The 16,879-nt window shown below is 35.0% G+C and carries 12 protein-coding genes; all 12 read right to left on the bottom strand.

Annotated elements, in window-relative coordinates:
• Positions 1–77 precede the first annotated feature (77 nt).
• Positions 78–1,034 carry an NAD-dependent epimerase/dehydratase family protein gene (locus tag EM4838_RS03720; protein WP_071865967.1) on the bottom strand — a complete coding sequence of 319 codons (957 nt, stop codon included), beginning with the start codon at positions 1,032–1,034 and terminating at the stop codon, positions 78–80.
• A 29-nt stretch (positions 1,035–1,063) separates the two neighbouring features.
• Positions 1,064–2,470, bottom strand: a complete 1,407-nt coding sequence (locus tag EM4838_RS03715; protein ID WP_071865966.1) for a lipopolysaccharide biosynthesis protein — start codon at positions 2,468–2,470, stop codon at positions 1,064–1,066.
• A gap of 204 nt (positions 2,471–2,674) precedes the next feature.
• On the bottom strand, positions 2,675–3,892 hold the full coding sequence (locus EM4838_RS03710) for a CDP-glycerol glycerophosphotransferase family protein (RefSeq protein WP_071865965.1): 1,218 nt from the start codon (positions 3,890–3,892) through the stop codon (positions 2,675–2,677).
• A gap of 19 nt (positions 3,893–3,911) precedes the next feature.
• On the bottom strand, positions 3,912–5,306 hold the full coding sequence (locus EM4838_RS03705; protein WP_233433764.1) for an O-antigen ligase family protein: 1,395 nt from the start codon (positions 5,304–5,306) through the stop codon (positions 3,912–3,914).
• A 39-nt stretch (positions 5,307–5,345) separates the two neighbouring features.
• Positions 5,346–6,326 carry a glycosyltransferase family 2 protein gene (locus tag EM4838_RS03700; protein ID WP_071865963.1) on the bottom strand — a complete coding sequence of 327 codons (981 nt, stop codon included), beginning with the start codon at positions 6,324–6,326 and terminating at the stop codon, positions 5,346–5,348.
• Positions 6,326–7,381, bottom strand: coding sequence for an NAD-dependent epimerase/dehydratase family protein (locus EM4838_RS03695; RefSeq protein ID WP_071865962.1), 1,056 nt, complete (start codon positions 7,379–7,381; stop codon positions 6,326–6,328). The genes EM4838_RS03700 and EM4838_RS03695 overlap by 1 nt, the downstream gene beginning before the upstream one ends.
• A 12-nt stretch (positions 7,382–7,393) precedes the next feature.
• Positions 7,394–8,095 (bottom strand): IspD/TarI family cytidylyltransferase, encoded by a 702-nt coding sequence (locus EM4838_RS03690; RefSeq protein ID WP_071865961.1) that lies wholly within the window; start codon positions 8,093–8,095, stop codon positions 7,394–7,396.
• Positions 8,096–8,345: 250 nt separating this feature from the next.
• A complete protein-coding gene (locus tag EM4838_RS03685; protein WP_373865787.1) occupies positions 8,346–11,081 on the bottom strand; it encodes a DUF5776 domain-containing protein in 2,736 nt (911 codons plus the stop codon).
• Positions 11,082–11,939 (bottom strand): LicD family protein, encoded by an 858-nt coding sequence (locus EM4838_RS03680; RefSeq protein WP_071865960.1) that lies wholly within the window; start codon positions 11,937–11,939, stop codon positions 11,082–11,084.
• Positions 11,940–12,061: 122 nt separating this feature from the next.
• Positions 12,062–13,102: a glycosyltransferase family 2 protein gene (locus EM4838_RS03675; RefSeq protein WP_071865959.1), complete on the bottom strand. Its 1,041-nt coding sequence runs from the start codon at positions 13,100–13,102 to the stop codon at positions 12,062–12,064.
• Between the two features lie 17 nt (positions 13,103–13,119).
• Positions 13,120–14,511, bottom strand: a complete 1,392-nt coding sequence (locus tag EM4838_RS03670) for a sugar transferase (protein WP_071865958.1) — start codon at positions 14,509–14,511, stop codon at positions 13,120–13,122.
• Positions 14,512–14,725: 214 nt separating this feature from the next.
• Entirely contained in the window at positions 14,726–16,864 is a 2,139-nt protein-coding gene (locus tag EM4838_RS03665) for a glycosyltransferase family 2 protein (protein ID WP_071865957.1), read from the bottom strand.
• Positions 16,865–16,879 lie beyond the last annotated feature (15 nt).

Here is a 16,879-nt window from a genome sequence, read left to right as displayed (position 1 = left end):
GAACGAAGAAAACCTTGTATAAGCAATTTGGCTTGATACAAGGTTTTCTCTGTTGTTTCCTGAATAAAGAAAATTTATTATTTTGTCGTATTTATTTCTGTTGCTAAATATTTTCTCATGCCATCAAGTATGCTATGTTTAGGTTGGTAACCTAGTGCTGAAAGCTTAGTGATATCAGCTAAAGAGTCGTGGATATCTCCTACTCTCTCCTCTTGATAATCCAACAGTAATTCAACTTCAAGAATCTGATTGATTGTCTGGATCAACTCAAGTAAAGTTGTACTGTTCCCCGTTCCAACATTGAATTGTTGCCCTAGTGCTTTTTCTTCTTTGGAAACAAGTAATAAAGCTTGCACAACATCTTCAACATAGACAAAATCTCTTGATTGACTGCCATCGCCGAATAAAGTAAATGACGCTTTTTCATCAGCAAGTTGCTTTTTATAGCGATCCACTAAAATCGAGATCACCCCACTATATGGCGAATTTGGATTTTGATTTGGACCGTATACGTTGAAGAAACGTACCGCAGTTCCTGGCACATCATACAAATGGCAATAATCAAGTACATATTGTTCAGCGGCAAATTTATCAATAGCATAAGGCGTCAACGGTCGAATAACTGACTCTTCTTTTTTAGGTAGTGTTGGTTCATCTCCATAAACAGCTGCAGAAGAGCTAAATACAATACGCTTTAAATTTGGCTGATACTTACGAATCAACTCAAGTAACATCAAGACACTATCAAAATTCACTCGATGAGTTTCCAATGGACGTTCAACGGAATCAGCAACACTAGCTATAGCAGCTAAATGGAAGATATAGTCAAACTGGTGATTGTTCAATAGCTCTTCCATTACTTTTTCATCAGCTACATCCCCCTCAACGAAGACAATGTTTTTGGTAGAATCAAGATTTTCTTTATTTCCCATAGATAGATCGTCAATAACGACCACTTTATTATTTTCACTCAAATGATTGGCTAGTGTAGAACCGATAAAGCCGGCTCCACCAGTTATTAAAATAGAATTCATTTGAACTCACTCCTCTATTTTTGATATTTTTATTTTCTTGAATGTACCATGCGTTTACCAGTCTTTAAAAGACCTTTTACGATGTCCATATTAACAAATAATAAAGCAATTAAGCAAACTAATTCTAATCCAATCAACAATAACCCATCGAATAAAAAGATCAATGCAACTTGGGCGGCCAAAACTACATGATTTAATACGATATTCCATACATTTATATTTACAGTGATAAATTTACTTGTATCATAAATTCGAATCATCCAACCAACAAACAAGCTGATCATCGAAGCAAATCCAACCCCTATCAAGCCAAAAGATGAAATGAAAAGAAAGTTAAGTATGACACTCAGTAAACCGGAAATCAATGAAGTATTCATCAATCCTTTTGTTTTCTTTTCTGCAATATAAAACTGTCCATAGAAACCGATAAATCCAGAATAAATAGCAGAAATCAATAAAAACGGAGTGACTTGCCAACTGATAAAAAATGAACTTTGGACTAAATTACCTAAAAGCCACTTTAAAATCACCATGATCGATGAAGCTGTAAAAAATAGCAAAAATGAATAATATTTAAAAATATTTGCATGAAATTCTCCACGAGATTCTGAGTCTCGCTCGTCAACAAGAGAAATCTGCCATGCTTGTGAGAAAACAGACTGCATCATAGAGATAACAGAAGGTATTTTATTAGCGACAGCATAGATTCCGTTTGCGCTTACTCCTAGAAAATACAAAATAAAGTATCGACTTGCACTATTGACAAACCACCATAAGACATCATTAGGAATAGTCGGAATCGAAAAAACTAGCATCTCTCTCATAAAAGATTTATTAATAAGTTTAACAGAAAAATCTTTAAAATATGGTGTTGTACATGCAAGATAAATGAAGGAAATGATTTCCGCAAGTATCAATGATATCAAATATCCATTCAATCCCATTTTTAATACTACCAGGAAGTAAATATTCAATAATCCGATCGCTAGAGTTTTGATCATACCATTAAAAGCAAAAATACGAACTTGTCCGTTACCTCTAGCAAATTGTGCAATGATTTGTGTAAATACTTGAAATGCCAGTAAAAACATAAATGCTAGAAGTATTTGATCAAAAGCACCAGTCATTGCCAATAATGGGTAACATAACGCTGTAATCACAATCCCAATTATTGCAATGATCGTAGCATTTGTTACGACTGATTTTTTATCTACATCTTTGTCCAGTGCAAATCTTAAAACAGCAACAGATATTCCTCCAGAAACAATTGGGATCAATAGGCTGACAGTTGTCGTAACTAAGTCAACCTTCCCATATTCTTGTGTAGTTAGATAATATGTATAAAGTGGAACCAATACGAATGATATTAGTTTACTCCCTAAATTACCTACTGCGAATATGAAAGAATTCCCGACTAATTTTTTGTATTTACTCATACTTCTTTTACGACCTTTCAGAATAAATTTGAGTTTGATATCGTGCCAAAAGTATTCTGTTTATTTCCGAAGAAACTACTTCTGGCATGCGCTTTGACCAAGTTTAAAAAGCCCTATGAACCTCTATTTATTCAGTTTTAGAGGTCCATAGGTGCCTAAATTAACGTTTGTAACAACCCCAAACTCTGTCTTGTCTATAACTAACTACTTAGACATCTCAATCAACAAACGATCTCCTAATGTTTTACTTGCATGACCAGATTCGGAAATATTCAAGCCTTGTTTAAATTCTTCCATTTTAGCTAGATACTCGTCCAAATCAAAATTCTCAATACCTTCAATGAATGTTTCTTGACTTCTAATCAACGGAAATGGCAAGTCTGCTAAATCCATTACTAGACCTCTATTTTCTAGATATTGGTCATAATCATACGCATAGATAAAACACTTTTTGTTAGATACTAATGCTTCACCGATAGTTGAAGAATAATCTGTGATCAATACATCTGTTGCGCACAACAATTCTTGCATATCATTATAGTCAGAAGCATCAATAAGAGTAGAGTTATCTAATTCTCCTAAAATCTGTTTTTTATTCTCCGTATCATTTGGATGAAGACGGATAAGCATCTGATAGTCGATGCCAAATTTATCTGAGAAAGCTTTTCTAACTTGCTCCAAAAAATCTGGACTGACTTTTATCAGTTCTCCTGCTCTAAAGGTCGGTGCGTATAAAACAATTTTTTGGTCTGTTGGAATTTGATAATACTCATACACTTTACGGATGATAGTGGGATCGTTATTGACGATCACGTCATTTCTAGGAACACCTTCTCTAAAAATTTCTCCCTCATACCAGAACATTTTACCGATATCTTTAAATAGATCAGAGCTTTCAAAAACCAATAGATCGCACATTTGAGAATCTTTTTTGGCTAATTTTACATATCTTGGTTTTAATTTACCAGCTGCATTATTCTCGATTCGCTTGAGTCCGAATCCAGCATGCCAGGTCTGGAGATAAAACTGTCCTTTTCTTTTGGGTGGATAAAAGCTTTTACGACAATTGTCGATCCAAATCTTAGCCGTGAACATCTCAATCAATGCTCGAACTGATTTATTTTTCACTAACCTTATCGTATCTGGAAATAGATCTGCTTGATGTTGAAGGACTTCTGGCTTACATAACCAAACAATGTCTAAATCATCTTTTTGGGATAGTAAATATTCACAAATATACTTAGGATTATCTCCATAACCTTTTCCAAAATAGCTAGAAACAACGATTTTATTTCTTTTTAAAGGTTGCATGACTAAAAATGGATAACAACAATAAAAAACAGCGTATCTTCCTACTCGCAAGAAGAGACTTTTGACTACAAAAATCATCCGATCGATATTATTTTTAAGCGACGCTATCATATAACTTTTCCTCACATTCTTATTGATTCATTCCATCGCTTGCTTTTAGCTTCCCGATTACTTCACCAAGTAAAAACCAGAATAAGAATGCGCCAGAAATATTCACAAGAATCATTTCATTATGGAAAAATCCAGAAAATGCTAATGCAAAAATACCACAAATACAATAAATCATTCGTGTACCAAATAAATTAGTGATTGGTTTGAATAAAAAGGTGATGATACGAGCTGCTTTACTAACGATGAAAGCAACAAATGTTAGACCACCTAATATCCCAGTAGATGCTAGAGTATTCAAATACGCATTGTGTACAGAAAAATTACGTTGTGCAATATAAGTATTTGGTAAAACATCTTGTGCATAAGCAATCATATTTTTAGGGGAAGTACCAAATAACCAACTTGATTGAAAAATCTCTACAGCACTTTTCCAAATAGTAAAACGTAAATTAGATACATCTGTACTTTGTGCCACATCGGGCCTTGTTAAGTTGACTCTACCTGCTGTAATTCCAGTTTGTTTTTTCTCAAAAAACTGTGGAAAATATGACCATCCGATTTTGATCAACTGAGCTCCGCCAAAAACAATGGCCATAACAGCCACCCCACTTACTATTGAAAGCAAGATGTTTAAAAGAAGGTTCATTTTTTTCTTTAATTGATACTGATACATCGAAAAGAAAACAAAAACAAAAGTTGTCACTAATAAAGTAATCAAGCCATTTCTAGAACCTGATAAAATGATGTAACTGATATTTAAGAAGATTGAAAAATACACACCTGTCAACAACCATTTGTTTGAATATTTCTTACTAAAGATATAATACAAGCTAAGAAAGATCGTTACTACACACATCACGGAACCATAGTTTGGATCAGAAAATACACCAAATAGTCTACCTTCCAACATACCTATTCTAAGGGGATTGACTCTGCTTAATTGGACTGAATAATTGTACTGAGTCAAAAACATCCCTAATGAAACGACTACTAAACTAGTCCAAATCACTATCAATGTTCCACTTATGATCGATAATAAGTGATCGGCCTTATTTCTATCACTGCTGATTCCATTGTCATAGACAATAAAGAAATATAATGCTTGCCATACAATAAATTTGAGATTACCAAATATACCGTACTTCATGTTTATCAAGCTAGAAATACACATGATAACGATAAATAAAAGTAGCAAGATATCATATGTCCAACGATTTTTTTTCAATACTCTAGTAAAAAAATCAGCTAATAATACAATTGAACCAAATATCGCTAATATCGAAAACAGTACACTATCAATTGTAGAAGGAAGTAAACTGTACGCACCAACTGCTCTACTGATGAGCAGGACCAATAACCCTACTATAAAAATATTTTTACCTTTTTGAAGATAATCATCTTTTTTTGTTTCCATAAAACTCATTCTTCTCCTGTCACATTCATTTTTAAGCCATCAACTATTTTTCTTAGTTACATAATTATATTTTATCTTGGCTAATGTATCATAACATAAATTACTTATCATTAATGCAAGCATCGACAGTTTTCGACTTTTAGTGAATATTGGATTTTTCATTACAAACATGAAATTCGATTTTAAAAATTTCACTAGCGGTTTTCTGATTTCTTTTGATTCACTATTATCACTGATCGCTATCTTATCTAAAACATCAAAATATGCCCAACATATTCTACGATGGATCGAATCTGAAAGTTCTGGGTAAGCGTTCTTCACTAACTCACCATTTTTTTCCCATGCTTCAATCACATCAAAATTTTTAGTCGAAAAAGACAATCCAGTAATACTGTCATTTCTTCGATAATAATAATATTTTTGTTCAGTATTAGTAACTATCCTATCACATTGAAGTAATAGATCCATAATTATAAAAGCATCTTCTACAATTTTCCCAATAGGATAGCGTACAGTGTCGAAAAGTTCTTTTTTATAAAGTTTATTGACTGCATACGCGTATACATCTGTACTATCTAGAACAGCTTTTATCGCATCTTTTTGATCTAGAACTTCAACTAATTTTAAGTTATTGACCTTTGTTTCTTTGTTTTCATACACATCGATCATGCCTATTGTAGCTATATCCGCATCATAATCCAGTAACTGATCATACAATATTTCAAACATATCTTCAGCAATATAATCATCACTATCAATAAATCCTAAATACTTTCCTTTAGCCATCTCAATACCCGCATTACGAGCACTACTCAATCCGCCATTTTCTTTATGAATGACCTTTATACGTTTATCTTGAACCGCATATTCGTCACATATTTTCCCACTATCATCTGGAGAACCATCATCGACTAAAATAATTTCAATATCAGTAAAAGTTTGTGCAATAATAGAATCAACACATTTTTTTAAATACTTCTCTACTTTATATACAGGCACGATTATACTAATTGTACACATTAAACTTCATCCTTAACTAATTTTACTGTGTGAGCTAAAGATTCTTCAAGTGTAAATGCTGAATTCCACCCAGTTTCCTTGAGTTTTTGATTGTCTAAGATTGCTGTATTTGCTTTTGAGAAACCTTTTTTTTCAGTTTCATCGGGCAATTCAAAGATAACTTTTTTATTGTTTATTTCTGCCAATTTTCCCGCAAGATCTCTTAATTGCAAGTCAAAAGCCTCTTCTGATACATTATACGCTTCTCCGTTTTTACCGTGGATCATCAAATGGAGGATGGCAGAGACTGCATCACCAACATAAATATAAGAAAAATACTGTTTGCCTTCACTTTTTAAAACGATATCTTCTTCTCGAGCTGCATTCAAAATAAATTGTGAAGAAGCTTTTGAATCAGATAATAACATCGTAGGTCCAAATGTACGGCATAATCTTGGTATGACAATATCTAGATCATGTTTAGCGATATACGCTTGACACAAGGATTCACTGACTCTCTTACCTTCAGGATAACCGGCTCTTAGCGTATTACAATCGATATAGCCACAGTAGTCTTCCTTAAATTTATCTACATCTCCTCTATTTTCCCCATATATTTCTACAGTAGATAAAAATAGTGTGCGTGTAGCATTCGTAGCTACTGCGTGCTTTAAGACTTGTTCCGTGCCAGCTAAATTAGTCATGATCGTCCCAATAGGATCTGTCGCATAGGCTCTAGGATGCGTATTACTAGCTCCATGAATGATGTAATCAGCTTTGATAGAAGGATCTAAAGGTTCAGTAACATCCCCTTCTACGATTTGAAAATTATTACTTGATTGATACTTTTCAAATCGTGCTTCTAGCTTCTTACGATTTCTCCCCATCGCATATACTTTAATATCGATTCCTAAATGATCATTTGCTAACATGATCGTATCGACTAAAAACGATCCGACCATTCCAGATGCACCAATCATCAAAAGTGATTTTCCATTTAAGTCTTTGATACCCTCAACGTGGTCGATCACTTTTTGCAAATCATTTATATATAGCGGATTTGTATTTAAAGCCATCTATCTCACCACCTAGTCTTTCATTTTTAAGTATGCTTTGAATAAATCTAAATCTTCTCTAGTTGTCAATTTGATATTTTTGTCTGAACCAGCAGCAAAATAAAGTGTTTCACCTAGATCCACCATCATCGTATTTGTATAAGAAGAATCCGTCATACCAATATTCTCTTTTACTGCTCGATCATATGCAGCTCGCAATTTACCATACTGATATGCTTGTGGTGTCGAAACACGTCGCAACGTATTACGATCCACATATTGTTCCGTCGTTTCTTCTGTTTTTTTGATAAAAATCTGTTCATTATAAGGAAGTGAAGTGACACCATTTCCAAATTCCTTACATTTTACGATGACATCAGACAGAACAAGTTCATCAACTAATGGACGAATGCCGTCATGAATGATGATCGTGTCATCGTCCTCAGAATAATCCCTTAAGAATTGTACACCATTATTAATCGATTCTTGACCTTTTGAACCACCAGTAATCACCCACTGAACTTTACTGATATTGAATTCCTTGATGTACGCCCACATCGTTTCTTCCCAACCTGATTTACAAACCACTAATATTCGATCAATTTGTGGATGGTGTTGGAATGATTCCAAGGTATAAATAATAATCGGTTTTCCTTCAATATTGATAAATTGTTTTGGGATATCTTGTCCCATTCTTTTGCCCACTCCACCGGCGATAATAACAGCTGTAATCATTCGATTTAAATTCCTTCCCTTTACAAGTACATGAAGTATTTGTCATATTTAATGTTCTAATAATAATCCAGTGTCAAACTGCATTCAACCTTTTACATTTTCTCACAACTACCAATAAGTTTCAATGTTTTCTATATTATGCCAGGTAAAATGTCCTAACGACAAACATTTATCTAGTTAAATTTTTACGCACTAGAAAGAACCAGGAACATAAAATAGTTGATCTTTTCATGTCCCTGGTTTTATTGTATTAGTTTACTTTTTTTACATAGGCTTGATTTGCTGTAATGTAACCATCCGCTGTTTTCAATCTTGGCATACCTGATGCGGTATATTCAATACCTTCGATTGTCAAAATCGTCCCTTTTTTAATTGCATTTCCTTTTTGAGTAAAGTTCAGATCCTTATAATAATGGTCATCTACCAAAAGTTGCACTTTATTTGGATTGGTCACAAAGTAGTTGTTATTGCTATTTGCTGCAGCTGTCACATATGTTTTATTTGCTGTGATATACCCATTGGCAGTTTTTAATCTAGGAACTCCTGTAGTTGTAAATTCTACACCTAATACATCGATTACTCTACCTTTTGGAATAGTCGCCCCAGGATTATTAAAAGCAAGATCCGAATAATAACGATCCTCTTTTAACATAATGATTTTCCTTGGGTTTTCTATGAAATAGTTATCACTATTAGAAACTAATGTCATAACATAAGATTTATTTGCTGTCACATAACCTTTGGCTGTTTTTAAACGTGGGATGCCACTAGTAGTGAAGACGATATCTTGCACTTTGATCACTTCATCTTTTAAGACAGGATCACCTTTTTGGCTGAATGAAACATCTTTATAGTAACTATCGTTCTTCTTCATGACTACTTGATTGATATTGCTATAGTAATAATCGTTGATGTTACTTGGCACTTCTTGTACGTAACTTTTATTCGCAGTTAAATAGCCTTTTGGTGTAATCAAACGTGGGACTGCATTTTCACGATATTCAACCCCGGTTACATTTACCAAGGTTCCTTTATTGACCGACGCTCCTTTATGCAAAAACTCAGGGTCCCGATAATAGGCGTCATTTGCTTTTAAAACAACCTGTGTCGGACGCATCGTGTAGTAATTATCAATGCCAGATACTGTAGCGATCACGTAGTCTTTATTAGCAGTATAATAGCCTTTATTTGTCTTGAGACGAGGAATCCCACTTTTAGTTTTTTCGATACCTGTTACTTTTATGACTGTACCGGTTGGGACAGATTCACCTGCTGTCGAAAACTCAACGTCTTTATAATATTGATCATTTTTTAAAGTAATGATTTGACCAGGATTTGCTGTATAATATAAATCTGACATTTCTAAAAATTGTTCAACTATATTTTTATTAGCTGTTAAATAACCATTCTTTGTTTTAAGACGGAAAATGCCTGATTGGGTATACGCTAGATCCTCTACTTCTACGATGGTACCTTTTGACACTTTATTCAAACGTTGCTTGAAGTCTGTGTCTGCGTAATAATAATCATCTGCTTTTAAACGAACTTTTTTAGGATTCGTTGTGAAGTATGAATCGATATTGCTCTGAGCCGCAACTACATATGATTTATTCGCCGTTAAGTAGCCTTTATCTGTATACAATCGAGGGATACCGCTAGCAGTTGTCTGAATACTTTTTACAGTCACAAGAGTATTTTTTTTGACTCTAAGACCTGGATCAGTAAAATTCACATCATTGTAAAAGTTATCATCTTGTTTGACAATGACTCTACCTGGATTGGTTGTATAATATTTACTTAGATCTGGACCGGGATTAGGCGCACTGAAAAATGCACTGTAACTCATTGAGATATCAAATGGTCTGTTTTCATAATTAGCAATCCCAGGGAAGTGCATATTAGAAGACCACTGCCACGCGCCATGGTCATTGTTCCATTGCATTGATTGATCTGGTGAATAAGGGTATTGCGCTACCCATACCCGATCTTTACCGAAAGCCGAAGTATTGATATATCCGTTAGTGATCCAATATTTTCCTATATATAGAGCTGCATTAGAAAAACCTTTTGCCTGTAGTTGTCTGTTAAAAGCTAGCGAATTATTATGTGCGTCTCTTCCGTTGTTAATCAACGTAGGGTCTTCTGCGTCGTTGAACATGATCGTATTCTTATTTAATCCCAATCGATTTGCAGCATCAGCAAAATAATTTGCTTCGGCTTGTGCAGTTTGGGCTGATGTATATAAACTGTAATGGTAGGCAGAAACTGTCAAGCCAGCAGCTTTTGCATTGTTAATTTGATTCTCAGCATAAGGGTTAGTGTATGAAGTTCCTTCTGTTAATTTCACCGATACAGATGTCACACCATAACTTTTTATTTTTTGGTATTCAGCTACTGAAATATTTCCATTCCAACTAGCTACATCTATAAAATGTTTACCTGGAAGATTAGGATTGTTCGCATAAACTTTGTCAATCACTGATGCTGCTCGCAAAGATATCCCACCAGATTGCATTGCATACGTACCTTTTTTATGGTTTGTTCCTTGTTTACCAACTTCGACATCTTCAGTTGATTGTTGTTTTGCAGCCTCATCAGTTGATTCTGTCGTTTCTTGGTTTGTAGAGCTACTCTCGGTTGTTGAAGAACTATCTCCAGTTTCTGTTGTAGTCGAACTATTTTCTACGGACTCACTTGACTCATCCGTAGTGGTAGAGCTCTCTGATATTGTTTCTGTAGTAGCAGTACTCTCTTCTACATTCTCAGTTGAGCTGCTCGATGTACTTCCCGCTGTATCTTCGGTAGTGGTATCACTTTGTTGGACAGCTGAAATATCTTTACCTGTTTTGGCTTTTGAAAACTGAATTTCATTTGCAGACATACTAGGAGCAAAACCATTCAATAGCATTGTGCACAAAAGTGTTCCTGACAAGATCTTTTTAATGCTGATTTTTCTGGGCAACATTCTTGTATTTTTCTTCACCATTTAATTCTCCTTATTTTTATTATGTCTTTTTTTGTATGATACTTTTGTATCAAGAACAACAGCCTCGTGATGGGGTTGCCGATCTTCTATTGGAGGTAGTTCCATATATTCTCCAAAAACTTGTTTCAAATAGCGATCATAACCGATTGGAATCGGCATCTTGACATCTTCAAAAGGGACAAAAACTGCAGATTTAAAATCATCCAACTTATAAATATTACCCATATATTTTGGCCCGACACACAACTCTGTCACATACTTTGTTGAACCAAATGGATATTTACTCATTTGTTTTTCAGCGAAACGCCAAATCTTATATCGTGCTTTTTTAGAGCTAAAGATATTCAGAAGTACTGTGCTTCCAGTAGCTAAAAGCCCCCCATGTTTTTCTGGTACTACTTGTGAGCAGAATAAAGCATAGATCAATGCCCATATTTTTTGAATCTTTTGTTTATATCTGCTTTCTGGTGCACCATCTAATGGAAAAATGTCGATAGGAATACCATGTGGGATATCCATATTTTCTTGGTACGTTTTTACAAACGTTGTTTCTGTATCACGAATAGTCATAAACGAATTATGATCATTGTAATCTAATGAAGCAAATAATAACGGATAACGATCCTTATTTGCATGTTTGTTCCAAAGGATCTTTAGTTTCTCGTAGTCTTGTCTAGGCATAAAAAAATCTAAGTCATCATCCCAAGGTATGAATCCCTGATGACGAATCGATCCAATACAGCCACCGCCACAAAAATAACATACCAATCCATTCTCATTACAAAATTCAACAAAGTACTTTGACATTTCAAGTACGACTTTTTGCACATTTTTTAGTTCTACATCATTACTATACATTATTACAGCCTCATCCATTTTTAATTTCTTATATATTTTCGCACAAGCGTGTGTTTTTTACAAGTTGCCATTTGGTTAAAAAACATTACGAAAAAGCACGCTCAACTGATTGAGCGTGCTTTTTAATACGATCGTTTTAAGAAAGCCATCAATCCTGGCATCTTTTCTTCTACAAAACTACCTATTCTAACAGCCGATAAAAAAATCGGTGCAGGTAATTTATACAGAAGCTTCGTAACCTTTTTAGCCGTTGAATCTGTCAAAGCTATATTTTTAGCTTCAAGAATCACCGGATCAGCTAAAACTTTTTTTGCTTCTCTGTTTTTTTCTTTAGATGTTTGATCGGAATTGCCATAAATAGAAAAAATCACTGAAGTCGTTCCTTTTAATAAAAGTGCAGCCATTCCGGGTTTGTTTATTTGATTTGTTACATCGTTTGCTATCAAATAAAATTCTTTGAAGGTTTGAAATTTATTAGGATAATATTTATTAGTGATACCCTTTCCTCCAACGAATTCATACGTATATTCAACGATTGGATTCATGACCACATATTGGCAATGTTGATAGTATTCTAAATTAAAGATACGATCTTCGCAGCTACGGTAATTTCTAAATCGAATATTTTGTGCTATGACTATATCTCTGCGATAGCACTTATTCCATACCACATACATTAGTTGTTGATTCATCAAATGATACATGTCTTCTAAAAATGTTTCATGGCTTCGATAAATGGAATCAGGTACCTGATTCACTTTTTCGGATACTACTTTTTCATTATCCATCGTTCTAAAAAGAAAAGAGCTGACTATCAAATCTGTCTGCGGATGATTGGTAAGTAGTTGATCATAGTTCTTTAAAATCGATTTGCTCGGTTCATCATCGGCATCAAATAATAAAATATAAGAACCCTTTGCCTGTTCAATACCAATATTTCTTGCAATACCTGGGCCATTATTCTCCGTTGTTATCAATTGAAAAATTGGATTTCCTTCAGTCAATGTGACAATCATTTTTTCAGTATCATCTGTTGAACCATCGTTGACGATGATCACTTCATAATCATCGTAGTCCAATGTCTGTAATGTTTTGATCGTTTTTTTTATCGTGGATTGCGCATTATAGACTGGCACAATAATGCTAAATTTTGGTTCTATCATTTTATGTGCCTCCCGATCTAGCGATAAATTCGTTCTTTTGGAAAATCTATTTCCTGCAGTGAACTAGCATTTTCATCCTCTTCTAACCCTTGGGAAGACATTTTATCAAAAAGGATCTTGATCGTTTGCAATAAAATCTTTAGATCCATCATTAACGAATATTTTTTGATATACAACAAATCAAAGCGTAACTTGCTGTTATAGTCAGAAACATATTTTCCATAAACTTGGGCATAGCCGGTGATGCCTGCACGGACATTATGTCTCAAATAGTAATAAGGATTTTCTGCATTGAATTGATCCACAAAAAAAGGTCTTTCTGGGCGTGGTCCGACAATCGACATGTCGCCTTTTAACACATTAAAAATCTGTGGCAATTCATCAAAACGTACAGCACGGATAAATTTACCGACCGGTGTTACTCGAGCATCATTACTTTTCGCTAAGACAGGCCCTGATTTTGCTTCCGCTGTCGCTGTCATTGACCGGAATTTATAGATTGAAAATTCTTTTTGATTTTTAGTGATACGGACTTGTTTATAGATCACTGGTCCTGGTGAAGTCACTTTGACTAGTATTGCTGTAAGCAACATGAAAGGTGATGCAAGGATCAGTAAGATAAAGGAGATGATAATATCGAATAATCGTTTGAACAATTCATCTTCTGGTTGTATCTTGAAACCAGATGCTTCAATGATACTTTCATCTTCAAAGTTCATGATATTTGGATTGATCATTGTTAAGTTCTCAAAAGTCGTATTCAAGAATAATTTTTTTTCTTTCTTAGTGATCAATTGATAGATTTTGATTTTTTCATTTTCTTCAATATGTGATGACAAGTAGACGATATCGATCGTATCGATCATCTTCTTGATGTTCTCATAATAGTTATCGATAACGACCGCTTCAACTTTATGTTTATTATTTTTTTTAGATTGGAAATTTTGGATTGCTGGAGCAACATCTTTTTCAAGTCCAACGATCACTACTTTTTTGTCTCTACTGACTTTCAAATATAATTTGTAGACCAAAATACGGTATAAGCTCAGTAAAATTGTTCCAACTACCAAAGATAAAAGAATAACTGCCCGTGGAAAGGCAAACCATCGACCAGCGAAAGTTACCACCATTACGCCTAAAGACATCAATACTTGCCCTATTACGGTCACAAATATAATGTCACTGATCATTCGATTATAAAAGACGTATGCCCCTAATAAAATATTTAAGACGATAAAGATAATAGATATAAACACTGCAGAATGTTGAAAGGTCTCAAAATTCCGTGTGGGAATTTCTCCTTGAAATTTCAATAAGAAACTTATATATATTGCTGCATTGTAAACTAAGACATCCAGCATGATAATGAATATCCGACGAGCAGCATTCCATTCTCCATTTTTATTCATGTATACACTCCTAACCACAAAATAATACCTCTATCATCTTACCATAGCACACTTTAAAAACATAGTGGATAACCAAATTGTAACCTAATTTCAAAGTTTCTCTTAGTAGCTTTAGCAACACTGTTGTGTCAAAAACAGTCCCCATAAAATATGCCTTCAACAAGACTTGATGAGGTATCAAGTTTTGTTGAAGGCATAGCATAATATGCAAGAATCATTCTGGTCGTAATGAAAAATCGCCAATTCCTTGTTTTGTCAAATTGTCATTATAGAAAGGATCATGTGCGATATATTTGGGCCATTTATCTTGCATTTTTTTGATTTCACCCGCAAAGCGTTTCTGCTTTTCTGGCGTATCTTCATACCCGCGAGATTTTGACTCAAAGTGATAAAGCTCAACTTGGTGAGCATATACATTGTTTCGACCCAATTCATAGACTTTAAGACATAAGTCTACATCATTGAAGGCAACTTTTAATGTCTCATCGAAGCCACCCACCGCTTTGAAATCATCTGCTTTGACCATCATACAAGCGGCAGTCACTGCTAAATAATCGACGTCGATCACTAATCGTCCGAAATAGCCACAATGTGTGCGGTCATAATTATTCAACGCATGACCAGCGACGCCACCGATTCCAACGAGTACACCCGCATGTTGAGTCGTATCATCTGGATAGTAAAGTTTGGCGCCAACACAGCCGATCGAATCAAACTGAGCATATGAGACCATTGTTGTCATCCAATTAGGAGCAATCACTTCGGTATCATTGTTCAGGAATAAGTAATACTTTCCACTAGCTTTTTCAGCCGCAAGGTTATTGATGCGAGAATAGTTGAAGGGAATATCGATCAACTCTACAATGAAGCGTTCTTTCAGTTGTTCCTTGTAGGAGTCAAAAAGATTTTGCATCTTAGGATCAGTACTACCGTTATCAGCTACAATGATCTCGTAGTTAGGATAGGTCGTTTTTTCGATGATCGAATCAATACACATTTTCAAATCGTCATACCCATTTTTGGTTGGGATGATGACGCTGACTAGCTCCTCTTGTAGGACATCATAATTGATCTCATAAAACCCTGAGATTCTTCCTGGACGCACATTACCTTTGATATTCCTGCGAGCTAATGCATCCGTCAAAGCTTTCACACCAGAATCGTAAATATAACTTTTAGCTTCACCACTACTAGCTGTTGATCCTGGAATCGTACGCCAATGGTAAAGGACACGATCGATATGATAAATATGATCTGCTGGGATCTTTTCTGTAAAACGGAGAACTAGGTCATAATCTTGTGAACCTTCATAGCCTTTTCGGAAGCCACCTAGTTCTTTGACGATACTTAATCGATAGACGCCTAAATGAGAAATATAGTTATTTCCCATCAACGTATTAGGTGACCAGTCTGCTTTAAAATGAGGATCGAAGCGATTGCCATCAGCATCGATCTTATCTTCATCACTATAAATCAAATCAAGTTCTGGCCGATCATTCAAGACATTGACTACTTCAAACAATGCATTGACAGGAAGTTCGTCGTCGTTATCAAGTAGTGCCATGAATTCTCCTTCAGCGATCTCAAGTGCAGAGTTCGTGGCTAAACTAATATGACCGTTTTCTTCACGAAAGACAACTTTGATCCGTGGATCTTTTTGCTGATAACGTTCTAAACATTTATGGATTTTAGGATCGGTAGAGGCATCATCACTGATACACAATTCCCAATGGTCATATGTTTGAGCAATCACAGAATCGATACATTTTTCTAGCCATTTGATTTCTACGTTATAAACTGGCATCACGACAGAAATCAATGGACGATAGGCAAAGGCTTGCGCTTTTGTTTTTTGTGCTGCAACGTCAATTTGTTCATGCTTAGCGATCCATTGCGCATAGTCGATCGAACCTGGTTTCAATTCCATTTTCACACGACGTACAGCCTTTTTTAGGCCATGCGTCCGAGCATAGTTCAAGCCTTTTTTTAACAATCGTTTTTTCTTTTCCAAACTCGACTCGATGCCATCATCATAAGGATAACGTCCATTCAATTTGACGGCTATTCCATTTTGATGATCTTTCGTTTGAAAATCTAAAATTGCTTTCCCCTTCATCTTTCCAGATAATCGAAGATTAAAACCACTTTGCGTCTTTACGTCCAAATCATAGAGATGATTGATATCTAAACGAACGACTGGTGTATTTTTTGCTATAATATTTTCTTTTTCAACTTGGATCGTCGGTATTTCTTTCGTTACTTCATCGATTGCCCAACCAACGATCAATAAATCGCCGGTCGCCCGCTCACGAGTGATTTTATCGATAAATACAGCAATTTCTTTTTTTTGCACTGGTTTGGTACTCCT

The organism is Enterococcus mundtii (assembly GCF_002813755.1).
In the GTDB taxonomy this organism is placed as follows: Bacteria; Bacillota; Bacilli; order Lactobacillales; family Enterococcaceae; genus Enterococcus_B; species Enterococcus_B mundtii.
This window is presented reverse-complemented; position numbering and strand designations above follow the sequence as displayed.